The sequence below is a fragment of the Achromobacter colocynthidis genome, from assembly GCF_057334535.1.
In genome coordinates, this window is the sequence record NZ_JBHFIZ010000028.1 from 11932 (window position 1) to 35357 (window position 23426).

20 protein-coding genes are annotated in these 23426 nt (G+C 64.9%); 3 read left to right on the plus strand and 17 right to left on the minus strand.

The annotated features are described in order from the left end of the window. Nucleotides 1-22: 22 nt before the first annotated feature. The 12 genes from ACE04A_RS11975 to flgB all read right to left on the minus strand — a co-directional run bounded on the left by ACE04A_RS11975 (nt 23) and on the right by flgB (nt 12389). A complete protein-coding gene (locus ACE04A_RS11975) occupies nt 23-1639 on the minus strand; it encodes a methyl-accepting chemotaxis protein (protein ID WP_485820147.1) in 1617 nt (538 codons plus the stop codon). 132 nt (nt 1640-1771) lie between these two features. Further along, nucleotides 1772-3031, minus strand: a complete 1260-nt coding sequence (gene flgL, locus ACE04A_RS11980; RefSeq protein WP_448717980.1) for a flagellar hook-associated protein FlgL — start codon at nt 3029-3031, stop codon at nt 1772-1774. A 44-nt stretch (nt 3032-3075) separates the two neighbouring features. Further along, the gene (flgK, locus tag ACE04A_RS11985) at nt 3076-4749 is read right to left on the minus strand and encodes a flagellar hook-associated protein FlgK (protein ID WP_259248492.1); all 1674 of its coding nucleotides are present in this window, start codon (nt 4747-4749) and stop codon (nt 3076-3078) included. A gap of 73 nt (nt 4750-4822) precedes the next feature. Continuing rightward, on the minus strand, nt 4823-5800 hold the full coding sequence (flgJ, locus tag ACE04A_RS11990; RefSeq protein WP_485820148.1) for a flagellar assembly peptidoglycan hydrolase FlgJ: 978 nt from the start codon (nt 5798-5800) through the stop codon (nt 4823-4825). A 5-nt stretch (nt 5801-5805) separates the two neighbouring features. Next, the gene (locus ACE04A_RS11995; RefSeq protein ID WP_259248496.1) at nt 5806-6942 is read right to left on the minus strand and encodes a flagellar basal body P-ring protein FlgI; all 1137 of its coding nucleotides are present in this window, start codon (nt 6940-6942) and stop codon (nt 5806-5808) included. 2 nt (nt 6943-6944) lie between these two features. Continuing rightward, complete coding sequence (locus ACE04A_RS12000; RefSeq protein ID WP_259248498.1) at nt 6945-7634, minus strand: flagellar basal body L-ring protein FlgH; 690 nt, start codon at nt 7632-7634, stop codon at nt 6945-6947. Further along, the gene (gene flgG / locus ACE04A_RS12005; RefSeq protein ID WP_485820149.1) at nt 7634-8419 is read right to left on the minus strand and encodes a flagellar basal-body rod protein FlgG; all 786 of its coding nucleotides are present in this window, start codon (nt 8417-8419) and stop codon (nt 7634-7636) included. Before flgG ends, ACE04A_RS12000 begins: the two co-directional genes overlap by 1 nt. Nucleotides 8420-8482: 63 nt before the next feature. Continuing rightward, complete coding sequence (locus tag ACE04A_RS12010) at nt 8483-9244, minus strand: flagellar basal-body rod protein FlgF (protein WP_259248501.1); 762 nt, start codon at nt 9242-9244, stop codon at nt 8483-8485. Nucleotides 9245-9277: 33 nt separating this feature from the next. Beyond that, nucleotides 9278-10747 (minus strand): flagellar hook-basal body complex protein, encoded by a 1470-nt coding sequence (locus tag ACE04A_RS12015; RefSeq protein WP_259248503.1) that lies wholly within the window; start codon nt 10745-10747, stop codon nt 9278-9280. 71 nt (nt 10748-10818) lie between these two features. Beyond that, nucleotides 10819-11520: a flagellar hook capping FlgD N-terminal domain-containing protein gene (locus ACE04A_RS12020; RefSeq protein WP_259248505.1), complete on the minus strand. Its 702-nt coding sequence runs from the start codon at nt 11518-11520 to the stop codon at nt 10819-10821. Between the two features lie 19 nt (nt 11521-11539). Next, nucleotides 11540-11959 carry a flagellar basal body rod protein FlgC gene (gene flgC, locus ACE04A_RS12025; RefSeq protein WP_100855436.1) on the minus strand — a complete coding sequence of 140 codons (420 nt, stop codon included), beginning with the start codon at nt 11957-11959 and terminating at the stop codon, nt 11540-11542. A gap of 22 nt (nt 11960-11981) precedes the next feature. Next, nucleotides 11982-12389: a flagellar basal body rod protein FlgB gene (gene flgB, locus ACE04A_RS12030; RefSeq protein WP_100857704.1), complete on the minus strand. Its 408-nt coding sequence runs from the start codon at nt 12387-12389 to the stop codon at nt 11982-11984. Between the two features lie 177 nt (nt 12390-12566). On the opposite strand from flgB, the gene flgA reads away from it, so the two are divergent. The 3 genes from flgA (at nt 12567) to ACE04A_RS12045 (ending at nt 14218) form a co-directional block, all read left to right on the plus strand. Next, nucleotides 12567-13283, plus strand: coding sequence for a flagellar basal body P-ring formation chaperone FlgA (flgA, locus tag ACE04A_RS12035; RefSeq protein ID WP_259248512.1), 717 nt, complete (start codon nt 12567-12569; stop codon nt 13281-13283). Nucleotides 13284-13410: 127 nt separating this feature from the next. Beyond that, entirely contained in the window at nt 13411-13704 is a 294-nt protein-coding gene (gene flgM, locus ACE04A_RS12040) for a flagellar biosynthesis anti-sigma factor FlgM (protein ID WP_100855434.1), read from the plus strand. 37 nt (nt 13705-13741) lie between these two features. Then, the gene (locus ACE04A_RS12045) at nt 13742-14218 is read left to right on the plus strand and encodes a flagellar protein FlgN (protein WP_279997689.1); all 477 of its coding nucleotides are present in this window, start codon (nt 13742-13744) and stop codon (nt 14216-14218) included. Between the two features lie 304 nt (nt 14219-14522). Here the strand turns inward: ACE04A_RS12045 and flhF are convergent, their stop codons facing one another. From flhF to cheZ, 5 genes are all read right to left on the minus strand, one after another. After that, the gene (gene flhF, locus ACE04A_RS12050; protein ID WP_448717976.1) at nt 14523-17702 is read right to left on the minus strand and encodes a flagellar biosynthesis GTPase FlhF; all 3180 of its coding nucleotides are present in this window, start codon (nt 17700-17702) and stop codon (nt 14523-14525) included. Beyond that, entirely contained in the window at nt 17702-19819 is a 2118-nt protein-coding gene (gene flhA, locus ACE04A_RS12055; protein WP_259248518.1) for a flagellar biosynthesis protein FlhA, read from the minus strand. Before flhA ends, flhF begins: the two co-directional genes overlap by 1 nt. Nucleotides 19820-19822: 3 nt before the next feature. Next, entirely contained in the window at nt 19823-20977 is a 1155-nt protein-coding gene (gene flhB, locus ACE04A_RS12060; RefSeq protein WP_259248520.1) for a flagellar biosynthesis protein FlhB, read from the minus strand. A gap of 110 nt (nt 20978-21087) precedes the next feature. Then, nucleotides 21088-22602: a methyl-accepting chemotaxis protein gene (locus ACE04A_RS12065; RefSeq protein ID WP_259249270.1), complete on the minus strand. Its 1515-nt coding sequence runs from the start codon at nt 22600-22602 to the stop codon at nt 21088-21090. 181 nt (nt 22603-22783) lie between these two features. After that, a complete protein-coding gene (gene cheZ / locus ACE04A_RS12070; protein ID WP_100855430.1) occupies nt 22784-23419 on the minus strand; it encodes a protein phosphatase CheZ in 636 nt (211 codons plus the stop codon). Between the last annotated feature and the right edge of the window lie 7 nt (nt 23420-23426).

The window sequence follows — 23426 nt, forward strand, 5'->3', positions numbered from 1 at the left end:
CCCCGGGCGCTCTACTCACGTATCAACCTTGCGTCAGCGTCGGGGACGCGTAGCCGCTCAGTTGGTGGGCAGGCACTTCGATCACTTCGCCGGCGTTGATCTTGAACACCGCCACGGCTTCGGCCAGGCGGTGTGCTTGATCTTGCAACGAACCGGCAGCGGCCGCTGCTTCTTCGACCAAGGCCGCGTTCTGCTGCGTCACTTCATCCATCTGCGACACGGCGCGGTTGACCTGGTCAATACCGCTGGACTGCTCTTCGGACGCCGCCGAGATCTCGCCCATGATGTCCGTCACGCGCTTCACCGAGGCCACGATTTCCTGCATCGTTGCGCCCGCGCGTTCCACCTGTTGCGAACCCGCGCCAACCTTCGTGACCGAGTCTTCGATCAGGCCCTTGATTTCCTTGGCGGCTTGCGCGCTGCGTTGCGCCAGCGAGCGCACTTCGCCCGCCACCACCGCAAAGCCCTTGCCCTGCTCGCCTGCACGCGCGGCTTCCACCGCCGCGTTCAGCGCCAGGATGTTGGTCTGGAACGCGATGCCGTCGATCACGGAAACAATCTCGGAGATCTTGCGCGAGCTGGCCGAAATGCCCTGCATCGTGCTGACCACTTCCGACACCGCCGAACCGCCGCGCTCGGCCACGTCCGACGCGCTGGCGGCCAACTGGTTGGCCTGGCGTGCGTTGTCGGCATTCTGCTTCACGGTAGAGGCCAGCTCTTCCATCGACGCCGCGGTTTCCTCAAGGGAAGCCGCCTGTTGTTCCGTGCGGCTGGACAGGTCGGTGTTGCCCGCGGAAATCTCGCGCGCGCCCACATTGATCTCGTCCACGCCACGACGCACGGTTGCGACCGTGCGGGTCAGGCTTTCCTGCATGCGCTTGATGGCCGCGAACAACTGGCCGATCTCATTTGTGCTGCGCACGTCGATACGGCCGGTGAAGTCACCACCCGAGATCTTGTCGAAGTGGTCGCCCGCCTGGTGCAGCGGACGCAGCACGGTACGGTTGATGAAAATCCAGCAACCCAGCGCCAGCAACAACGTAATCGCCAGCAGGGCAATCGTCACGGTGCGCGAAATGCGATGGTCGTTCTCGGCCTGCACCACCAGTTCATTGGTGCGCGTATCCACGAATTGCAACACGCCATACACCGATTCACGGAATGCGGTGTTGGCGGCGCTGCCAGCGTCGTTCAGGTCCAGATACTCTTGAATGGCCAGGTTGGACAAAGCCGCTGCCTGGCGCTTGTAGACGTCGTCAAACTGCCTGAACGCGGCTTCCAGTTTTTCGATCACGGCTTCGGAACCCGCCATGCGCGGCACCTTGCGGAACGCCTCAAGCTGCTGCTTGCCTTCCTGCATCAGCGTGTCGGCACGCTTGGCCTGCGACGTGGCCTGCTCGGTCTTGCCCTGCTGCATATCCATCAGCGAGTTCGCCAACAACAGCCGGCCGCGCAGAAACGCGATATACGCTCGATTCAACTGGGTCGCCTGATTGGAATAGGCGTCATTGACCTGTTCCAGCTTTCCGTTGCTGGAGTTCAGGCCCAACCACGCCACACCGTTCGAAATGAACATGGCGCCCGTGAAGAGCAAGAGCACCAGAACGATACAGGTGCGGACTTTCAAATTGACAAGCATGAAATACCCGAGCGTTAAGCAGTGAAACGACACAACCTACCCTGAACGCAACCACGGACGCCCCGGTCCTTGACCGGCAGCGTCCGAGTATGGCGAACCACCGCGCCGAGACGCGGCCTGGGAACCCGCCGCTTATTGGCGGCTGAACAGGCTGGATCCCTGAATCGTCATGAACGCGGCGGAAGCCGCTTGCAGCGCGACCTTGCGCAATGCAAGCTGGCTGGTGCCGGCGTAATAATCCAAATCTTCCAAGTCCGACAGCGACTTGGAATAGGTCAAACCCTTCTTCGTGCCGGTCGCGTCCAGCGCTTCCAGCTCGTTCATGCGGGCGCCAACCGAGGCTGCGACCGTCAAGACGTTGTCGTAGTTGCTCGCCAGCTTCTTGTTGGCGGTCGCCAATTCGTTGTTCAGCTTGGCCAGGGCGACTTCGTCGCCGGCAATCGGCGAATCCAGCACCTTGATCAGGCTGTCCAGCGTGTTGAACATGTCCACGTCCGCCGCCTGCACGGTCTCGACGTTGATCACGTCGCCGTTAGCGGGCGTGCCCTTGATCACCACCGACACTCCACCGAAATCGATGGCCGAATCCGCCGTGTAGGGGGTCGGCGCGGCGGGCGGCGCCGGCGCGATCACGGGCGGTACCGGCGGGTTGGCGTTCGGGTCCGTCGTCGTAACGCGGTAGCCCATGTTGCCCGTGGCCGGATCCGCTTCAAACTGGATCTGGAAATTCTTGCCGATGTTGGCGCTGCCCGGCGTCACCGACACCGTGCTGAACTGGGCCGTGCCGGTATTGGCGTCGGCGGCGGTGCTGACATACGCCTGCGAGCCGGGGTTGGCGCGGTTGAAAATATCGCTGCCCAGATCGCTCGTGGACAATTGACGCGACTGGTCCACCTGCATCGTGCGTTCGCCGGTGGCGCCGCTGTAGATGATCTTGCCGTTGACATCCTGCGAATAGGGAACCACGCCGCCCTGGTAACCCGAGAACAGGTACTGGCCGCTGCCGTCCGTGCTGTTCGCCAGACCCAGCAGTGCATCGCGGGCGCTTTTCAGCGCGGTCGACAGGGCTTGGCGGTCGCTGTCGGCGAACGTGCCGTTACCGGCCTGGATGACGCGGGTGCGCACGTCCTGCAGCGCGACCGTGATCGAATCCAGCACATTGCTTTCCTGGCCCAGATTGGTCATCGCCGCGTCGCGGTTCAGACCGTACGTGCTGTTCATGCTCTGGGTCTGCGCCACGCCGATGGACAGCGAGGCGGACAACGGATCATCCGCGGGAGTCAGGAACTTGCGGCCGCTGCCCACCTGTTCAACCAGGCGGTTCATGTCCGATTCCTGAGCCATAATGCCGCTCAGGCCGTTCGAATACATCATCGTGGTGCTCAGACGCATGGTGCAGCTCCGAATTTCTTTTTGATCATCACAATAGGCTCGTCTTAACCACGCAGGCCCAACAGCGTGTCGAACACGGTGCTGGCCACATCAATAATGCGCGCGCTGGCCTGGTACTGCTCTTGGTACAGCGAAAGGCTGACGTATTCTTCGTTCAGGTTGACACCCGACACCGACTGCTGCGCGGCGGTGTTCTGCTTGATCAGGTTGGCCTGCGCGGTGGCGGCCGACTTCACCTGCGCGGTCTGCACGCCCACCGTATTCACCACCTGCGCGAACATATCGGTGGTGCTCATCGTGCCGTGGCCCAGCACCTTGGCGCTTTGCAGTTGCGCCAGTTTCAGCGCGTTCTTGCCGTTGGCGTCGCCACCCTCGGCGTCGGCCGCGGCTACTTTTTCCGGATCGGTAATCAGCACGTTGATGTCGCGCGCGGCATTGCGCGTGGGCGACAGCGACCACTTGTCGCCGGCCTGGGGCGGCGCGTCGATCGTCAGCGTCACGCCCATTTCAGCGTCCAGGTTCAGCGTGGCGTTCGGCGGCGTGCCGGTGGCGGGTCCGTTATAGACACGCGCGCCTTCCGGCATGCGCAGCACCTGGTAGTTGGTGCCGTCAAACGAAATTTCGTAGTCCTTGGCGTTGATATTGCCCAGGGTGGTGAACTCGCCCGTGATCTGCGCGTTGCTCTTGTTGCCGGTGTTGGGCACGGCCTCGGGCGAACTGACGCTGAAGAAATCGGTGCCCGGGTTGCCATTCTGGTCCAGGCCTTGGGTGTGCTGTTCGTTGAACGACAAGGCCAGGCCAACGGCCAACTGGCCCAGTTGGTTCTGCATCAGGTCCAGCGACGACGAACGGAATTGCAACAGGCCACCCAGCGTGCCGCCGGTGATTTCGCTGTCTTCCATTTCCACCGCCACCGTCTTGCCGGCACCAGCCGGCAAGGTATAGGCGATGACCGTGCGGCTGGCGTCCTTGGTCGACGGCACGGCCTGCAAGGGGTACAGCGTGGTGCCCGACAGCAGCGACTGGCCACCCTTGGTCAACGAGATATTGATCTTGTCGCCCTGCGGGTAGGTCGTGATGCCGATAAGCTGGTTCAGTTCCAGCACGGCCTGGTCGCGTTGGTCGAGCAGGTCGTTGGGGGGGCTGCCACCGGCTTTGCCGGAAGCCAGCGAAATCTGCGTGTTCAGGTCGTCGATACGGGTCAGGTAGCTGTTGACCTGTTCAACCGTGGTGGTGATCTGCGTGTTCAGGCCTTCGCGCTGATTCTGCATTTCGGTATAGGCCGAACGGATCTGCGTCGTCAGGCTATTGGCTTTGCCCAGCAGGTCGGCGCGCGCCGCCGGGTCGGCCGGCTTGCTGGCGACCGTGTTCATGCTGGTGAAGAAGTCGGTCAGACCCGGGGCGATACCCACGGTGCGGTCGGCAAACAGGTTGTTGATCTGCGATACCTGCGCAAACTGCGTCTGCAACTGCGCGCCGCTGCCGGTCGAGCCCACCAACTGCTTGTACAGGAAGCTGTCGTAGCTGCGTTCAACGGTGTCAACCTGCACGCCACGGCCGATGTAGCCGTTGCTGGTGGCTTGGGCGCCGGCGGTCGACGTCAGCACGCGCTGACGGTTGTAGCCCACCGTGGTGGCATTGTTGATGTTGTGGGTGGTGGTTGCCAAGCCTGCCTGCGCGGCATTCAGCCCGCCCAGCGCTGTTTTGTACAAGTTCATGCTAACAATGCCCCGTGTGTAACCGCAGGTGATATCTCTGGATACTCCAATAACGGCAGGAGATCGTCCAAATTTAGAGTCCTTCCAACATCTGACGAGAAATTTCCACGTCGGATGCTGCCCCGCGCAACTGCCCCATGATGCCGATCAGTTTTTGCGCATAGCGCGGGTCGGTCGCATAGCCCGCGTCCTGGATCTTGCGGGCCGCGTCGATTTCGTTGCGGGCCTGCGTCACGGCTTCGTAGCGCGGGCTGTTGCCGATCAGGCGGGCGTAGTCCGAGAACGATTCCTCGTAAGACGCATAGGCCCGGAAAGGTTGCGTCACTTTTTTCGCGACGCCGTCTTCGTATTCCGTGGTCAGCACATTGACGACCTGGCCCTTCCAACTGCCGCCCGCCTTGATGCCGAACAGGTTGTAGCTGGTGCTTCCGTCCGGATGCTTGATTTCGCGCTTGCCCCAACCCGATTCCAGGGCGGCCTGCCCCATGATCAGGCGAGCCGGCACGCCACTTTCCTGGGACGCCAGGTTGGCCGCGCGCGACATCTTCGACACGAAGTCGACCACGTGATCGGGCGCACCCTCGGCTGCCGCCAAGGCGCGGTCGCTGGCGCGGTTGTTGCGCATCACGTTCAGCAGCGCCGACACCTCGCGCGAGCCGCCCGTGCGGAAATCCAGGTCGCCGCCCTGCGCGATGGCACGCACGGCGTCGTCGGACATATCGGCCGGCTTGCCTTGCTGCATCTGCGCCAGGATGGATTGGGGCAGCCCGATCCCGGGCGACGCCAGGTGCAGCGCCAATTGCTCGTCGGCCATGGACTGCAGCATCTGCGTCTGTTGCGAATCGAACAGCCCTTCCTTGGGCGTGGCCTCGCGCATGCGCTTGACCATCATCTGCAGGAACAGCGCTTCGAATTGCTTGGCCACCTGCTTTTGCTGGTCGGTGCCGGCGGGATCTTTCTTGACGTCGCGCTTCAGGTCCGACAAGCGGCCCATGTCGAACACCGAATCCTGGCGGGCGGCGCCGCGCGCCGCGTCTTGGGTGATTGCCATGGCCGTCAGATGATTTCCAGTTCGGCGCGCAAGGCGCCCGCGGTTTTCATGGCCTGCAGAATGGCCAGCAGATCTTGCGGCGTGGCGCCCAGGGCGTTCAGGCCCTTGACCACGTCAGCCAGGTTGGCGCTGGTGCTCACGCGCTGCAACGATCCATTGTCCTGCCGCACTTCGATTTGCGTATTGGGCACCACCACCGTCTGCCCTTCGGTGAACGGCGTGTCCGGTTGCGACACCTGGTTCTGGCGGTTGATGATGACCGACAGGTTGCCGTGCGCCACGGCGGCCTCTTCGATCATGACCGTGCGGTTCATGACGACCGAGCCGGTACGGGCGTTGATGATGACCTTGGCGACCGTGGGCGCGCGCGTCACCTGCAAGTCTTCCACCTGCGACAGGAAGCGCGCCTGCGAGGACTGCTCCATGGGCGTGCGCACCTGCACCACGCGGCCATCCAGCGCGGTGGCCGTGCCCTGGCCGAACTTGCGGTTCAAGGCCACCGCCACGTTCTGCGCCGTGCCGAAGTCCGTGTTGTTCAGTTCGAGGTGGATATAGCCGTCGCGCGAGAACGTGGTGGGCACGCCGCGTTCGACGATGGCGCCCGCGCTGATGCGGCCGCCGTTCAATTGGTTGATCTGCACGCTGGAACCGCCGGCCGACGCACCCGCGCCGCCCACCAGGATGTTGCCCTGGGCAATGGCGTAGACCTGGCTGTCGGCGCCCTTCAAGGGCGTCATCAGCAAGGTGCCGCCGCGCAGGCTCTTGGCGTTACCCATGGACGACACCACCACGTCCAGCGTCTGGCCGGGCCGGGCGAACGCCGGCAAGGTGGTGGTGACCATGACGGCCGCCACGTTCTTCAATTGCATGTTGCTGCCGGCGGGCACCGTAATGCCCAGTTGCGACAGCATGTTGGTCAGGCTTTGCTGGGTGAATGGCGTCTGGCGCACCTGGTCGCCGCTGCCGTCCAGGCCCACGACCAGGCCATAGCCGATCAGCTGGTTGCCCCGCACGCCCTGGATCGTGGCCAGATCCTTGAGCCGATCGGCTTGCGCCGCGCCGGCGCCGGCAAGCAGCCCCACCGCCACGCACACGCGAGCGAACAAGGACAGCACGGCGGATATCGGAGTGGGTTTTGTCATGGTCAGAACGGCGAAGCAAGCAGGAAGAAGCGTTGCAGCCAGCCCATGGTCTGAACTTCATCCATGACGCCCTTGCTGCGGTATTCGATGCGGGCGTCGGCCACTTGCGTGGACGACACGGTGTTCGTGCCGGTGATGGAACGCGGGTCCACCACGCCGGCAAAGCGTACGTACTCGCTACCCCGGTTGATGGCGATCTGCTTCTCGCCAGCCACCTGCAAGTTGCCGTTGGACATCACGCCCACCACCGTGGTGGTGATGGTGCCGGTGAAGGCGTTGTTGGCGGTGCTGTCGCCCTTGCCCTGCGAGACGTTACCGCCGTTGGCTTCGGTATTCAGGTTGGCGTTGGCCCAGCTGTTCATGAACGACGGCGCCGCCGCAATGCCCAGCGTGGTCGAGCCGGTGCGGTTGGTGTTGGTGGCGACGTTCTTGGACGCATTGGTGCGCTCGTTCAGCACAATGGTGACGATGTCGCCCACGTTGCGCGGCCGACGGTCTTCGAACAACGGATAGTTGCCGTAGGTGGTGGGCTGATAGATCGAGCCCGTGGGCTGCGCCATCGGCATGGGCGGCGGCGGCGGCGCGGCGGTCGTCGGCCCGGTCACGATGGGCTCGGGCGGAATCATGGCGCAACCGGCCGCCAGCATAGCCAGCGCCGCACTGAAAACCAGACGCAGGACAGACATGGGCATCACAGTTGGGACAGGCGGGCCAGCATCTCGTCAGAGGTCTTGACGGCCTTGCTGTTCATTTCATAAGCGCGCTGGGTCGTGATCATGTTGACCAGTTCTTCAGCGACGTTCACGTTCGAGGTTTCAACGTAGTTCTGCATGATCGAACCCGCGCCGTCCACACCCGGCTGCAGCAGGTTGGCGGGGCCGGAGGCATCCGTTTCCAGATACAGGTTTTCGCCGATGCTTTGCAGGCCGGTCGGGTTGATGAAGGTGGCGATCTGCAACTGGCCGATCTGCACGTTCACGCCGGCGGCGCCAGGTTGCGTCACCGACACGATGCCGTCCTTGCCAATGGAGATGGACAAGGCGTTGTCCGGCACGTTCATCGGCGGCTGGATCACATAGCCGGACACCGTGGTCAACTGGCCGTTCTGGTCGCGTTGCAGCGCGCCGTCACGGGTGTAGCCCTGGGTGCCGTCGGGCAATTCCACTTGCAGGAAACCACGGCCGTTGATGGCGATATCCATTTCGCCGCCGGTGTTGTTCAGGTTGCCATCCGTGTGGATGCGCTCGGTGGCGGCCACGCGCGCGCCCGTGCCCAATTGCAGGCCGGACGGCAGTTGCGTGGCGGCGCCCACCTGGGCGCCGGGCTGGCGCAGCGTCTGGTACATCAGGTCCTGGAACACGGCGCGGCCGCGCTTGAACCCGTTGGTGGAGACGTTGGCCAAGTTATTGGAGATCACGTCCATGGACATCTGTTGACCTTCCAGGCCCGTCTTGGCAATCCACAGCGAACGCATCATGATGAAGTACTCCTAGTGGCGCGGCCCGGCCGCGCGCGAAATTGGTTTGAATCAGCGGCCGAATCAGCTGACGGACAGGATGCCGTTGGCGCGTTCGGCGTTGCGGTCCGACTGCTGGATCACCTGCATCTGCTGCTCGAAGCGACGGGCGTTTTCAATCATGCCCACCATCGCCTTCATCGGATTGGTGTTGCTGCCTTCCAGCACGCCGGACAACAGGCGCAGGCCCGGGTCGGCGGGCACGGGCGGCGCAGGCTGGCCATTGACCGGCGCCATGCGGAACACGCCGTCGTCGCCGTGCACCAGTTGCGCGTTGTTCGGGTTGGCCAGCTTCAGGCGGCCCAGGTTCAGGATATTGTTCGGACCGTCGCCCGCGCCGATGGCGGTGATGGTGCCGTCCGACGTGATGCTCAACGCGGCCTGGTCGGGCACGTCGATGGGGCCACCCTGGTCCGACAGCACCGGCTGACCCAAGGACGTCTGCAACAGGCCGTTGATGCCCACTTGCAGGCTGCCGTTGCGCGTGTAGGCCTCGCCTTGCGGGGTCTGCACGGCGATCCAGCCGTTTTCGCTGGCCAGCGCCACGTCCAGGTCGCGGCCCGTGGTCTGCATGGTGCCCATCTGGAAGCTGTTGCCGGGGGTGGACGCCACCGTCGAAACCCGCGTCGGCAGACTCACCCCGTCCGCCATCGGAACCGAGCGGTACAACGCGATCTGCTCGCGAAAGCCCGTCGTGTTCACGTTGGCCATGTTGTTGGAGAGCGCGGCCTGATGCTCAGTGATACGCGCTGCGCCATTCATGGCGGTGTAGATGATTCTGTCCATTGCCTATTCCGTCGGTGTCGTCGCGTGCCAGCTTTACTTCAGGTTCATCAGGACTTGCATGATTTCGTCCTGGGTCTTGATGGTTTGCGAGTTGGCCTGGTACGTGCGCTGGGCAATGATCATGTTGACCAGTTCTTTGCTCATGTCGACGTTGGACGCTTCCGTGGCCTGGCCGACCACGCGGGACATGCCGTTGGTGCCGGGCTGGCCCAGGATCGGCTGGCCGGAGGCGGACGTTTCGGTCCAGGCGTTGTTGCCCACGGGCTGCAAGCCTTGCAGGTTGGAGAAGTCAGCCAGCACGATGTTGCCGACGATTTGCGTTTCGCCGTTCGTGTAGCTGGCCACCAGGCTGCCGTCGGCGCCGAAGTTGATGCCGCTGAATTCGCCGGACGTGTAACCGTCGGGCTTGGCCACCAGCTTGTAGTCGCTGCCGTACTGCGTGGTGCCGGTGTAGTTCATGGCGATGCTGAGCGGGTCAGCCGGCGTCACGTCGCCGCCCGGGGTGGCGTAGGTCAGCGTCACAACCGGGGCGCTGGTCATCGCGCCGGCCTTGTTGAACGTGAACTGCTGGGGGTTGCCCCACACGCCGCCTGCCGCCGTGGTCGGCGCCATGGCCTGGCCGTCCATCGTGTAGTACACGTCGTAGACGCTGTTGCCGGCGGCATCGGCCGGACGCTTGACGAAGTACTGCATCACCTGGTGCGAGTTGCCCAGGGAGTCAAACACCGTCATGGGCGAGGCGTTGGTGTAGCTGCTGGAAATGGTCGGATCGAAGGGACGACCGATTTCCGTGACGGCGGCGGTGTAGTTGACGTAGCCCGGAACCTGGGTGATGTCGCCCGAGGTGATGGCGCCCGTTCCGTCAACGACGATTTCGTTCGGCGCGGTGCCGTACGTGGCCGCGGGCGGCGCACCGGCTGCCCAGACCAGATCGCCCGTTGCGTTGCGCGTGAACGCGTAGTCCGTGCCGCCCAGGTTGACCGTGCCGTTGACGGCCGGCGTGGTCACCGTATCCGTCAGGTAGATCACTTTGGCGTTGGCGTTCAGGTTGGCCACGGTGGTGCCGGTGGCGGTGGCCTGCGGCGCCACGTTGGCGGTCGGCACTTGCAGTTCGACCGGGTTGGCGCCGATCGCGCCCGCCGGGTAACCCGTCAGGCGGTAGCCTTGGGCATTGACGATGTAGCTGTTCTTGTCGACCAGGAATTCGCCGTTGCGCGAATACATGACCGCGCCGCTTTGGTCGGTCAGGCGGAACATGCCCTTGGCGCCGTCAATGGCGATGTCGTATTCGCCGCCGCCGCCCTGCACGGTACCCACCGTGAAGCGTTGGTTGATGGCGGCCACTTTGACGCCCAGGCCCACACGCGAGCTGGCGTAGACGTCGGCGAACGACGCGGTGGCCGATTTGAAGCCGACGGTGCCGGAGTTGGCAATGTTGTTGCCGATAACGTCCAGGTTTTGCGATGCGGCGTTCAAGCCGCTTAGTCCTTGTCCGAAGCCCATGTTTTCTCTCGCTGATCTTTATCTAGGAAAGCCGCCGCTTGTGCGCCGGCACCGATTCATGTCCGCCCGATTCAGGCGCCGCCGATTACCTTGCGCACATCCAGCATGCTGGCCTGGCCGTCCAGGCCCATGTCCAGACGCAAACCGTCGGTGGAGTACGCCACGCTCTTGACCTGGCCGTAGCTCAGCACTTCCGAATTGATCTTCTTGCCGTCGCCATCGGTGGCCAGGACGGACACGGTGTACGCGCCCGGCTCCAGCACCACGCCGCTGTCGTTCTTGCCGTCCCAGTCCAGCGTGTACACGCCGGTCTTTTGCTCGCCCATTTCAATGGTGCGCACGATGGCGCCGTTGGCGTCGGCGATGCGCACTTGCACCTTCTGCGCGTCGGCTTGCAAGTCCAGGCCGTAAGGGGTGACCACGCGCTCGGCGGCGTTATCGCCGTCGACGCCGACCTTGATCTTGTTGCCGGGAACGAGCACGCCCTTGCCGATCATCGCCACGGCGTTCATCGACTGCGACACGTCGATCTGGCCGCTGATGGCCAGCATGGTGTTCTTGAGGTTGTTGACGCCTTCCACCGTCGCGATTTGCGCCATCTGCGAGGTGAGCTCGGCGTTTTCCATCGGGTTCAGCGGATCCTGGTTCTGCAACTGCGTCGTGAGCAGCTTCAGGAACTGGTCCTGCAGGCCCTGCGCCGTGATGGAGCTGGTGGAACCCGTTTGGGCCAGGGCCATGCCGGTAGCGCTGGTGTTTTGATTGACGGTGGTCATGGATTCACTCTGTCAGGGATTAGGACTGACCGATGGTCAGGGTCTTCTGCATCAACGACTTGGCGGTGTTCAACACCTCGACGTTGGCCTGATACGACCGCGACGCCGCGATCATGTTGACCGTTTCGGCCACCGGATCGACGTTGGGCATGCTGATGTAACCCTGGGCGTCCGCCAGCGGATGCTTGGGGTCATAAACCTGCTTCAAGGGCGACGGGTCCTGGATGACGCCGGCCACGCGCACGCCGCCGATCTCCTGCCCCATGGCCTGACCCGGAGCCGGGTTGACCTGGAACACGACCTGGCGGGCGCGGTACGGCTGGCCGTCCGGGCCGACGACGCTGTCGGCGTTGGCCATATTGCTGGCCGACACGTTCATGCGTTGCGACTGCGCGCTGAGCGCGGAACCGGCGATATCGAAAATGCTCAACAAGGACATTGCCTGTTGCTCCCTTTATGGATCAATCCTGAATAGCGGTTTGCAGCGTCCGGATGCGGCCGGAGATCATCTGCATCGTGCTCTGGTAGTGCAAGGTGTTGTCGGCGAACTGCACGCGCTCGATATCCATATCCACCGTGTTGCCGTCCATGCTGGGCTGGTACGGCAGGCGGTACAGCAGGTCGGTCGGACCTTGCGAGACGGCCTTGGCGGGAATGTGGCGCGCCGAGGTCAACGTCAGCGAGGTGTCTTCCAGGCGCTTGGAGCCTTCCATGGCGTTCTGCATCGCGGCCTTGAAGTCAAAGTCGCGCGCCTTGTAGTTCGGCGTGTCGGCGTTGGCGATGTTGGACGACAGCACTTCCTGGCGCTGCGCGCGCAGTCCCAGAGCCTGCTGGTAGAACCGGAAATCTTCATTAAGCCTGTCGAGCATCGTGGCGCCTTCTTGCGTTGCAATACGGATAGAGCACGGGACGCCGAACACACCGGTATCCCATTGGATGACGGAATCATAGGGGCCGACGGCGTAACACAATCAGCCAAATAACCTGCCATTTCTCATCCAATTCACGTATTGCCAAGCGCGGCGGACTCCTACAATTCAGTCATCATGAAAATCTCCGCACGACTCCTCCTCGCGCGCGCAAGCGGCCTGATCGTTCTGGCGCTGGCCGGTTCCGGCGCCGCGCTGGCCCAAGCCGCGGCCAGCCAGCCGCCCGGGGCGATCGCTTCTGTTGCGCAAGACTATCTGCTGGATCAGTTGGCCGGCCTGCCCGGCCAGCCCGCCATTACCGTGGACGCGCCGCGCGTGGAACACCTGACGCCCTGCGACGCCATGGCCCCGTTCATGCCGTCGGGCATGCGGCTGCGTTCGCGGATGACGGTGGGCGTGCGGTGCAACGCGCCCAAGCCCTGGACCACTTATGTGCAGGCCACGGTCAGCGTGCCCGGGTACTATTACGTCGCTTCGCGCTTGATCGCGGCAGGCCAGGCGCTGACGCCGGACGACCTTTCGCCCCGGGATGGCGACTTGGTGTCGCTGCCGCCGGGCGCCATCACCGACCCCCAGATGGTTGAGGGCATGACGGCCGCCTACCGGATCAACGCCGGCCAGCCGGTGCGAAGTTCTTCTTTACGCAATGCCCAAACGGTGCTGCGCGGCTCCAACGTGCGGATCAATGCGCGCGGCAAGGGGTTTGTGGTCAGCAGCGAGGGCGAGGCGCTGGACAATGCGGCGCCAGGCGCCCGAGTGCAGGTCCGCACCGCGAACGGCCAGGTGGTCAGCGGTGTGGTGCGCAACGCGGGTTTGGTGGAAATACAACTGTAGGGTCTGTTACAAATCGCGTTGCGGCGGCGGGCAAGCTGCCCTAAAGTTCCCCCCTGCCCTGTCGTTACACAGACATATGTAGGCGGATCCGTCGCAAACCGACCCAGGACGCCCTGCGGAGAAAACCTTGAAAATCAATTCGACCTCCAACCGGCCTCTTTCGGCCGACGCCGTGAGCCAGCGCCCGGATTCCGCCGTTTCGCAGGCGTACGGCGCCAGCAACGCCTCGGGCTCCAGCAGCTCGCAAGTGGCGTTGAGCTCGGCATCGCGCAAGATGCTGGCCTTGCAAGACGGCTCGAACGACATCAACGTCGAGCGCGTGGCCGCCATCCGCGCCGCGATCGCCTCCGGCCAATTGAAGATCGACACCGGCCGCATCGCCGACAGCCTGATCGCCAGCGCGCGCGATCTGCTGAAGTAATCCTTGTTCAACGCCTGATCATCCACAAAGTATGACCATGAACCCCGTCGACGCCCTCCAGTCCTGCATGCGTCAGGAAGACGCCCTGATCACCGAGTTCTCGGCGATTCTGGAAGAAGAGACCGAGGTGCTGGTCGGGCCGGGCAACGTGGGCGCGCTGCAGACCATTACGGAACGCAAGGGCCGCGTGGCACAGCAATTGGTGGATCTGAGCGACACGCGCGACGGCCTGTTGGCCGAAATCGGCCTGCCCTCCGGTCACACCGGCACCGAGCAGGCCGCCGTGCTGCACCCGCAGTTGTCGGGTGTCTGGCAAGCGCTGTTGAGCAAGTCGGCATCAGCCAATGAAATCAATATGCGCAATGGCGCGCTGATCGACGTCCATCTGCGCTACACCCAGCAATCGCTGGACGCGCTGCGCGACATCAACGGCGCCAAGGGCAACGTCACATACGACGCCTACGGCCGCGGCGCCCGAGGCGCCCCCAGCCGCAAACCCATCGTCGCCGGATAAGTCCCGCGCTACACGTAGGATGGGTGGAGCGCGGCACGCCTGCTAAAAAAAAACCAGCGAGCAACGCGCGGAACCCATCAGCCGCGCGTGGATATACCCGGAACCACCGCACATCCACGTAGGATGGGTGAAGCGCGGCACGCCCGCCAGAAATTCACAACCGTCCAACGCGCGTAACCCATCAGCGGTGCGTGGATAAATACGGGACCGCCGCACGATGGGTTACGCGCGATGCAGCCCCTGCGATCTTGCCAAGGTTCCCGCGCGCTTCACCCATCCTACGAGCACCACCGCGAATTCCGGATCAACCCGCCGCCATCTCCAACATCGCGAACATCTTCAATATCGCCACCGGCAGCAACTTCCCTGACAGCTTTCGTTCCGACCCCATAATCCCCGACAACGGCCCGCGCGCCACCCCGGCAGACGCCGAATGCGCCATCTGCCAGCACGCGGCGCCCAACTGGCCCGCCATCAGCGACTGCCTGGCCAAGGTATGCGCGCCATCAACGGCCGGCAGTGCCTGCCAGGCACTTGCCATATAGCGGAAGCCCGCCTTGGCTTCATCCTGCAACACCAGCCAGCGCGCCACTGTCGCCGCGTCGGCTTGTGACGCAGGCAGGTTCGTCACGCCGAACAACTGGCCCGCTACCTCACCGCTTGCCGTGTCGATCAACCGCGCGCACACCAAACGGAACGCCGCGTGCTCGCCACGGCCCGGCAAGGCGATCTCCGTACCGGACGCCCACAGCGCCAACGGCACCTGCTTACCGCCCTGCTCGCTGACCAGCCCCGGCATGTCACCCGGCTGACCCACGGGCAAATACCCCACGCTCTTGCCAACCGCATTCAAATTGGTCGGGCATTCGTCCTGCACCACGCGCATGCCGCCTGGGCAGCGCGCCACCCATGACGCACCCTGCCCGCTTAACGACTGCCACAACGCCGACGTACCCGCCTCCAGCAGATGCACCAGCGGCAGGCGCGGCAATTGCTCGCCCAGCCAGCGCACGCGCGCCTCCAACGCCGGGCCGGCATCCGCCAGACCGGGCGCCGCGGGCGCAAACGACGTCAGCATGCCGTGGGCCAGCGCCAACTGCTGCGCCGGCGCCGCCAGGGCCACGCCGCGATCGCTCATCAGCAGGGACCCCATCAACACGCCACCCGGCAAGCCCTCGCCTTTCATGCTGGTCTTGCCATGCATGGCCAGCAGATGCCGATTGCAGACCGACGAGAATTCCCGCCGCACCATCGCCAGCGGCTCGTCGGCCAAACCCGCCAGGCTTGCGCCCGCGCCGTCGCCGACATACTCACGCCAGGATGCGCGCGCTTGCACGCAAGCCGGGTCGTTGTCCAACAACCCGATCGTGTCGTCCAGGTTCTGCGCCGCCGCGACCGATGCCGAGCCGCCTTGCGGACGCAAAATCGCCGAGGCCAGCAGTTGCCGGCGGCGCGCGGGGTCGACCGCGTCCGCTTCGCGGGCCGACGGCACCAGCGACGCCAGATCCGCTTCGCTGGGCGTGTACAAGGCGCGCGCGCGTTCGACCATCTGGAAAGCGCGGTCGATCAGCACGTCGGCGCGCGCCAGTTCCATGTGTTCCGGGACCTTCTGCCCCACCGACATGTAGTGAATCGGCAGGCGATGGCGAATCGCCGTGTCCAGCGCCGCGCCCAGGCGCGTGGCTTCGTCCAACTTGGTGATGATGCAACCGGCCACATCCTCGCCCACCCCATTGCGGTAAGCGTGCGCCACTTCGTCCAGGGTGTCGCCCTGGCTGGCGGCGTTCAGCACCAGCAGGCGACGCACCGGCTTGCCCGCGTTGCACAACAACGTAGCCTGCTCCGCCACGAGGCGGTCGCGCTGGCTGATGCCGGTGGTGTCGATCAGCACGATCTTGCGGTTGCCGAGTTCGGCAAGAATGCGGCGCAGCTCGCCGGCGTCGCGCACTGAATGCGCGGGCACGCCCATCAGGCGGCCGTAGATTTGCAACTGTTCCAGCGCGCCGATCCGGAAGAGGTCGGTCGTCAGCATCGCGACCTGGTCGCGGCCTTCGCGTGCCACGCAGCGGGCGGCCAGCTTGGCCAGCGTGGTGGTCTTGCCCACGCCGGTGGGGCCGACCAGGGCGTAGACGCCACCGGCCAGGAATTCGTCTTCCGAGCGAACCACGGGCAGGTGCGTGACCAGCTCGTTGCGCGCCCAAGCCTGGGCGGCGTCCGTCGACAGTCCTTGCGGCAGTCGGTCGACCAGCGTGCGAACCAGCTTCGTGCTGAAGCCGGCATCAAGCAAACTACGGAACAGCGCGGCGGCGGCGGGCTCGCGGCCCGAGCCGGGGCGACCGCCCCACAGCAGGCCGTCCATGCGCGTTTCCAACGCACCGCGCAAGGCGCTGATGGCGTCCTGCAAACCGGCGTTGGAATTCGCCGGCAGCGACGGCGGCGCCATGGGCGGCGCCTGACGCAGCGGCGCGTCCGGCATGCGAGCCATGGACGGTGCGGATGCGGCAGCCGAAGCAGCCGGTGTATAGGCGGGCGCCGAAGCAAGCGCGGACGCCGGCGGCACATAGGCGGGGGCCGACGCAGGCGCGGACGCAGGCGGTGTATAGGCGGGTGCCGACGCAGGCGGCGCATAGGCGGGTGCCGACGCAGGCGGCGCATAGGCGGGTGCCGACGCAGGCACGGACGCAGTCGGTGCGTAGGCAGGCGCCGACGCAGGCACGGATGCAGCCGGTGCATAGGCGGGCGCCGACGCAGGCGCGGACACAGCCGGCGCGTACGCAGGTGCCGAAGCCGGCGCAGACGCGGCTGGCGCATACGCAGGTGCCGAAGCCGGCGTCGCCGGCCGGGCGGGCGGCAAGGCCGGCAGTTCCACACGGGTTGCCGCGCCGGTCAGCGGCGCAGCGGGCTGCGCGGCGACGGACGGGGCAGCCACTTGCGCGGCGGCTGGGTGCGGCATGGGAACCTGCTGCGCGGGCGTCGGGTGTAGCGACGCAGGCGCAAGCGCTGCTGGATGGATCGCTCCGGATTGGGACGTTGCAGGCTGAGCCGCTGCCAATTGGGGCTCAACGGCGCCGTTCGACACCGGCATCGCATCCATCTCCGGCACTGCCGACGAGGCAAAGGCGGACTGGTATGCCGCGATGGAGCGCGACGGCGTTGAGTAGTTGGCCTGCGGCATCGGCGCCTGCGCGGGCGACGGCGTCAAGTAGCCGGCCTGCGGCATCGACGGCTGCACAGCCGCCCCGCCGAACGGCGAACTGGTCGGCGCAGGTTGTCGCGCATCAACCGCAGGCGCGGCATACCCCGCCGTTTCCCGCTGCGGCGTTTCCGACGCCGCGTCCTCAAACGCGCCATCCACCGTGGCCAGCACTTCCACACCGCCATCGACACTGCGGTTCGACACGATCAAGGCATCCGGCCCCAGCACCTGGCGCACCTGGCGCATCACTTCACGGCTGTTGACCCCAAAAAAGCGGCTTATCTTCATTACCCGTTGCTCCCGCCGATCATCGCGGTCACGCGGACCATGCGTTCATCGGGTATTTCCGTATTCGACAACACGCCCAACTGCGGCAGATGGTGCCGCAAGAAGCGCGACAGCGGCGCGCGCAACACCGGCGACACCAACAACACCGGCGCATTGCCTTGCGATTCCTGGCGTTCGACCGCAGCCTGCGTTTCGCGCAGCAAGGTGTCGGCCAGGCCCGGCTCCAGACCACCGCTGGTGGTCATGGCCTGCGACAGCACGCGCTCCAGCTTCACGTCCAGCCCGATCACCCGTAGCTCGCCCTCGCCCGGGAACCACTGCTGCGTGATCGCGCGGCCCAGCGAACGGCGGACCAGCATGATCAGCTCGTTGATATCGGGCTGCCCGCCCGTGCCCGCCGCCTGCGCCGCCAGGCGCGGACCGTGCTCGGACAGCGTATCGATAATGGTGCGCATGTCGCGGATCGGCACTTCTTCCGACAGCAGGCCTTGCAGCACCTTCTGCAAGGCGGTCAGCGACAGCGTCTTGGGCACCAGGTCTTCCACCAGCTTGGGCGCGTCGCGGCCGATGCGGTCCAGCAACTGCTGCACTTCCTGGCGACCCAACAGGTTCGACCCGTGGCGATGCATCAAATGGTTCAAGTGCGTGGCCACCACCGTACCGGCGTCCACCACCGTATAGCCCGCCACTTGCGCCTGGTCGCGCAAGCCCCCGTCGATCCACAGCGCGGGCAAGCCGAACGCCGGGTCGGTCGTGGGCGTGCCCTTGATCTGTACCGTGACGCCGCCCGGGTCGATGGCCAGCCATTGGCCTGGCATCGCCACGCCCTGGCCCACCTCGACCCCCGACAACAGGATGCGGTAGTCGTTCGGCTTCAGTTCCAGGTTGTCGCGGATGTGCACCACCGGCGGCAGAAAGCCCACGTCCTGCGCGAACTTCTTGCGCAGGCTGCGGATGCGATGCAGCAGTTCGCCGTTCTGGGCGTGGTCCACCAGCGGGATCAGCCGGTAGCCCACTTCCAGCCCCAACTGATCCACCATGGACACGTCGTCCCAACTGGCCTCGGCGGCCGCGGCCTGCGCCTGCGTGATCGCTTGCGGCGGCACCTCTTCTGCGGCTTGCGCGGCGGCCACTCGGCGCTTGTGCAGCGTCCAGCCGCCCCAGCCCAGCGCGGCGGCCAGCGTCAGGAAAGCCACGTGCGGCATATTGGGAATCAGGCCCATGATGCCGATGATGCCCGCCGTCAGGAACAGCACGGCCGGGTTCGAGAACAACTGGCTCATGATCTGCTGGCCAATGTCCTGGTCGGTCGACACGCGCGACACCACCACGCCGGCGGCGGTCGAGATCACCAGCGCCGGGATTTGCGCGACCAGGCCGTCGCCGATGGTCAGCAGCGTGTAGACGCGGCCCGACTCGGCCATCGACATATCGTGCTGGGCCACGCCCACGATCAGGCCGCCGATGACGTTGATCACCATGATCAGCAGGCCGGCGATGGCGTCGCCGCGCACGAACTTGCTGGCGCCGTCCATCGAGCCGAAGAAGTCCGATTCCTGCGAGACCTCGGCGCGGCGCTTGCGCGCTTCGTCTTCACCGATCAGGCCGGCGTTCAGGTCGGCGTCGATCGCCATCTGCTTGCCGGGCATCGCGTCCAGGGTGAAACGCGCGCCCACTTCGGCGATACGCCCCGCACCCTTGGTGATCACGATGAAGTTGATGATGGTCAGGATCACGAACACGATGATCCCGACCGCGAAGTTGCCGCCCACCAGGAAGTGGCCGAACGCCTCGATCACCTTGCCGGCCGCGTCGGGGCCGGTGTGGCCGTGCAGCAGCACAACCCGCGTGGACGCCACGTTCAGCGACAGGCGCAACAAGGTCGCGAACAGCAGCACGGCCGGAAAGGCGGCGAAGTCCAGCGGCTTGCGCGTGAACATGGCCACCAGCAGGATCATCACGGACAGCGCAATGTTGAAGGTGAACAGCAAGTCCAACAGGAACGTGGGCAGGGGCAATACCATCATGCCCAGCACCATCACGATCAGGATCGGCCCTGCCAGAAGCCGCGCATGGCCGGCCCCGCTACTCTTCAACATGGTGAGCAAAGCGCTCATTCCTTAGACTCCTTGTGCTGCGGTTGATGCCTGCGGGTCCAGCGCTGCGGGCACGGCCAGTTTGGTCGGGGTCGATGGCTCGTCCCCCCATCCTGAACGCCACGAACGCAGCTGGAAGACCCACGCCAGCACTTCCGCCACCGCGGTATATAGCTCGGCCGGGATTTCTTGCCCCAGCTCTACGTGTTGATGCAATGCGCGCGCCAGGGGCGGCGCTTCCAATGTGGGAATGCGGTTCTCGGCGGCCAGTTCGCGGATCTTCGCCGCGATCAGGCCCGTGCCCTTGGCGATCACGCGCGGGGCGCCGCTCTTGTCTTCGTCATACTTCAGCGCCACGGCGTAGTGCGTCGGGTTGGTCACCACCACGTCCGCCTTCGGCACTTCCGACATCATGCGGCGACGCGCGGCCTGGCGCTGCTGCTGGCGAATACGCGCCTTCACGTGTGGATCGCCTTCGCTTTCCTTGTGTTCCTGGCGCACGTCTTCCTTGGACATGCGCAACTTCTTCAAATGGCTCCAGATCTGCCAGGGCACATCCAACAGCACAATCACCAGCAGGGACGCCACGATGAAGACGCAGCACAGCGCTACCAGCGACAGCGCCTTGATCAAGGCGGCCGATGGGGCCACGTGCATCAAACCCATCATCTCGTCGTGATAGCGCCAGATGACCCAGACGGCCACGCCGCCCACCAGCAGCGCCTTGGCCAGCGCCTTGATCAGTTCCACCACCGTCTGCGACGAGAACATCCGCTTCAGGCCGGCGAAAAGGCTCAGCTTCGAAAAATTGGCTTGCAAGGGCTTGCCCGAGATCACGATGCCGCCCAGCAACACGCTGGACAGCACGGCCACCACCATCAGCACGCCGAAAATGGGCAGCAGCGTCATCAGGGCGTGGCCGAAGCCGATTACCGCCTGTTCAACCATGACGCCGGGATCCGTCACGATGCGCTGATCGAACGCCAGGCCGTTGTGCAGCACACCGCTCAGGCCCTGATACAGCGAACCGCCGCCGGCCCAGATCATGCCCACGCCGGCAGCCAGCATCATGAACGTTCCCAATTCCCGGGAACGCGCAATCTGCCCCTCCTCGCGCGCCTTTTCCAGGCGCCTGGGAGAGGCTGCTTCGGATTTCTCGAGGTCGCTTTCTTCAGCCATGCTCTGCGGTTCTGTTGCGGCTCGCGGATTTTCGGATTACGAGCCGCCCGCCGAGATTCTAGGATTGCCCGGGGTTGGGCGATAAGCCAAGAAGCGGGAAGAAAGCGGTGCTATTCGGCGCTGCGCAGTACGGCCACCGGCGCCGCGCCGTCCAACGCCGCCTGGAAGCTGACATAGTCCAGCCCGATGCGGACCGCGCCCCAGTGTTCCGACCCCAAATACAGCGGGATCGAAATATCGTTGATGATCTCGCCGGTATCACGCGAATAGGTCTGAAAAAGCATCGCGCCGGTGTTCGCGGCCAGCCGGGCGCCCACGGGGTCGTCGAAGATGCGCTTGTGCCGCGAGCGCGCGATGTCCACCTTGGGGTCGCCCGTGGGCGGGTGTGAAAAGCGGCCGTTGTGCGCGGGCGCGTAGCCCCGGGCGTCGACCACCAGCGTATAGATGCCGCCCGGCACGGCGTCCAGCACCTCGTCCAGCAGTTGCGTCAAGGCCTCGTCAATCGCCCGGTCATAGCGCGTGTGAAAGCGCGGCGGTTCACTGCCCGCGATGCGCTGGTAATGGCGGTCGAACACATCCACGCCACGGCGGCGGGCGTCGTCCAGCAGGCGCTCGGCGGCGGCCTGAAAGCTTTCCACCGTGTCGCACAGCCGGTCGAACGCGGTCTTGCCAGTGCGCACGTCGGCCAGCACTTCCTGCACGCTTTCCGTCTGCCGGCGAATACGGTCGATTTCGTTCGACATGCTGCCCACGCGATCCAGCACGTCGGCGCTCAGCGCGGCAATGCGCCCCACTTCCTGGCTCATGCCATGGTTGGTGGCGTCGACTTCGCCAATCGCCTGCACCACTTCGTTCACCTGCCGGTTCATGCTGTCGAAATCGCGCACGAAGCGTTCGAAATCCGTGCAAGTGCGGTCCAGCACCGCGCCGGAGGCGTCCACGTCTTCCCGCAGCGTGCCGGTCTGGCGTTGGGTGGTGTCCACCAGGTCCAGCATTTCAACGGTATGGCGCCCGATATCGCTGGTGGCGGCATTGACCCGTTCGGCCAGGCGGCCCACTTCACTGGCCACTACCGCGAAACCGCGCCCAGCGTCCCCTGCCCTGGCTGCTTCCACGCCTGCGTTCAAGGCAAGCAGCTGCGTTTGCAGCGCAATGTCCTTGATCAGCTTGCTGATCTCGGCCACCGAACGCGCGCGCAAGGTCAACTGGCCCACCACGTCGGTAAACGCGGCCATCTCGCGGGTCATCCGATCCACCCGCGCCTTCACGTCGGACAGCTCGGACAAGGCCTGCTCGGCCGCAAGCAGGTTATGGCCGGACACATCGGCAATCTGGCGCGCGTGGGTAGAGGTGGACGTGGACAAGGCGGCAATCTGCGCGCCGCTGTCGGCCAAGGCGCCCGCCGCGCGCGCCTGCTCTTGCGCCAAGGCCGAGCAACGCCCCGCCTGGTATTGCGTGCGCGCCGCGTTCAAAGCGATTTCGATGCTGGATTGCCGCACGGTGACGATGCGCCCGCGCATGCGCGCCAGGAAGCGATGCAGGGAAAAAACCGCGGGGCTAAGGGAAAAGGTACGTTCGGACAGCGTGCCGTCGCCTCGGTTCAAGCGACGTAGCAATGCCCACATACCGCCCAGGCGGAATTCGGATCTGGCCATGATGGACCTCCTTGTGCTGGCCCGGATCGCCTTCTGTGGGCGTCCGTTGCCTGGCGCGCGGCGCGCGCCGTGTCTCGTACTGCAAGGCCCCCCTGCTTATTCTTCTATGCACGCGCCGCCGGCGGCCAGGCCGGCCGGCGCGATGGGTCGATCAGAACCCCAGGCTGGCCAGCAGGTCGTCAACCTGATCCTGGCTGGTGACGACGTCCGTCTTGCCTTGCGGACTGATCTGCGGTCCGTTCAACAGGCTGTTGGCTTCGTCGCGGCGTTCCTGCGGCACGTTGTCCAGCAGCACCTGCAGCAACTCGCGTTCAATCGCGCCCACCACGTCCATCATGCGCATGATGACCTGGCCCGTAAGGTCCTGGAAATCCTGCGCCATGATGATTTCCATCAGCTTGGACTGGGTCTGCTGCGTCTGCTTGGGCACGTCCGCCAGGAAGGCGCGGGTGTCTTTCACCAGTTCGCGCGCTTCGGGCATTTCCAGCGGCTGGTCGTACCACTGCTGCCAGCGGCTATCCAGCGCCTGGGCCGAGCGCGACATGCCGTCCTGGATGGGGCCGGCCTGCTCGGTCGCGTTCAGCACGCGGTTGGCGGCCTGCTCGGTCATCTGGGCCACGTAGCGCAGGCGATCGCGCGCATCGGGGATGGCATTGGCCGCGTCCTTGATGGCCTGATCCAGGCCCAGTTCGCGCATGCTGTCACGCAGCATGCGCGTCAGCGAGGCAATTCGGTGGATCAGATCCGGATTCTCGGCGGCGGCTTCAACTTGTTCCGTGGGGCTCATTGCACAC

Bases quoted from the DNA above. Each gene is read 5' to 3' on its own strand.
- flhB (WP_259248520.1), bottom strand. From the start codon at position 20,977: ATGGCTGAAGAAAGCGACCTCGAGAAATCCGAAGCAGCCTCTCCCAGG.
- flgA (WP_259248512.1), top strand. From the start codon at position 12,567: ATGAAAATCTCCGCACGACTCCTCCTCGCGCGCGCAAGCGGCCTGATC.
- flhF (WP_448717976.1), bottom strand. From the start codon at position 17,702: ATGAAGATAAGCCGCTTTTTTGGGGTCAACAGCCGTGAAGTGATGCGC.
- flgL (WP_448717980.1), bottom strand. From the start codon at position 3,031: ATGCGTCTGAGCACCACGATGATGTATTCGAACGGCCTGAGCGGCATT.
- flgK (WP_259248492.1), bottom strand. From the start codon at position 4,749: ATGAACTTGTACAAAACAGCGCTGGGCGGGCTGAATGCCGCGCAGGCA.
- ACE04A_RS12065 (WP_259249270.1), bottom strand. From the start codon at position 22,602: ATGTGGGCATTGCTACGTCGCTTGAACCGAGGCGACGGCACGCTGTCC.
- ACE04A_RS11975 (WP_485820147.1), bottom strand. From the start codon at position 1,639: ATGCTTGTCAATTTGAAAGTCCGCACCTGTATCGTTCTGGTGCTCTTG.
- flhA (WP_259248518.1), bottom strand. From the start codon at position 19,819: ATGAGCGCTTTGCTCACCATGTTGAAGAGTAGCGGGGCCGGCCATGCG.
- ACE04A_RS11995 (WP_259248496.1), bottom strand. From the start codon at position 6,942: ATGACAAAACCCACTCCGATATCCGCCGTGCTGTCCTTGTTCGCTCGC.
- flgG (WP_485820149.1), bottom strand. From the start codon at position 8,419: ATGATGCGTTCGCTGTGGATTGCCAAGACGGGCCTGGAAGGTCAACAG.
- ACE04A_RS12010 (WP_259248501.1), bottom strand. From the start codon at position 9,244: ATGGACAGAATCATCTACACCGCCATGAATGGCGCAGCGCGTATCACT.
- cheZ (WP_100855430.1), bottom strand. From the start codon at position 23,419: ATGAGCCCCACGGAACAAGTTGAAGCCGCCGCCGAGAATCCGGATCTG.
- ACE04A_RS12015 (WP_259248503.1), bottom strand. From the start codon at position 10,747: ATGGGCTTCGGACAAGGACTAAGCGGCTTGAACGCCGCATCGCAAAAC.
- flgC (WP_100855436.1), bottom strand. From the start codon at position 11,959: ATGTCCTTGTTGAGCATTTTCGATATCGCCGGTTCCGCGCTCAGCGCG.
- ACE04A_RS12000 (WP_259248498.1), bottom strand. From the start codon at position 7,634: ATGCCCATGTCTGTCCTGCGTCTGGTTTTCAGTGCGGCGCTGGCTATG.
- ACE04A_RS12045 (WP_279997689.1), top strand. From the start codon at position 13,742: ATGAACCCCGTCGACGCCCTCCAGTCCTGCATGCGTCAGGAAGACGCC.
- ACE04A_RS12020 (WP_259248505.1), bottom strand. From the start codon at position 11,520: ATGACCACCGTCAATCAAAACACCAGCGCTACCGGCATGGCCCTGGCC.
- flgB (WP_100857704.1), bottom strand. From the start codon at position 12,389: ATGCTCGACAGGCTTAATGAAGATTTCCGGTTCTACCAGCAGGCTCTG.
- flgJ (WP_485820148.1), bottom strand. From the start codon at position 5,800: ATGGCAATCACCCAAGACGCGGCGCGCGGCGCCGCCCGCCAGGATTCG.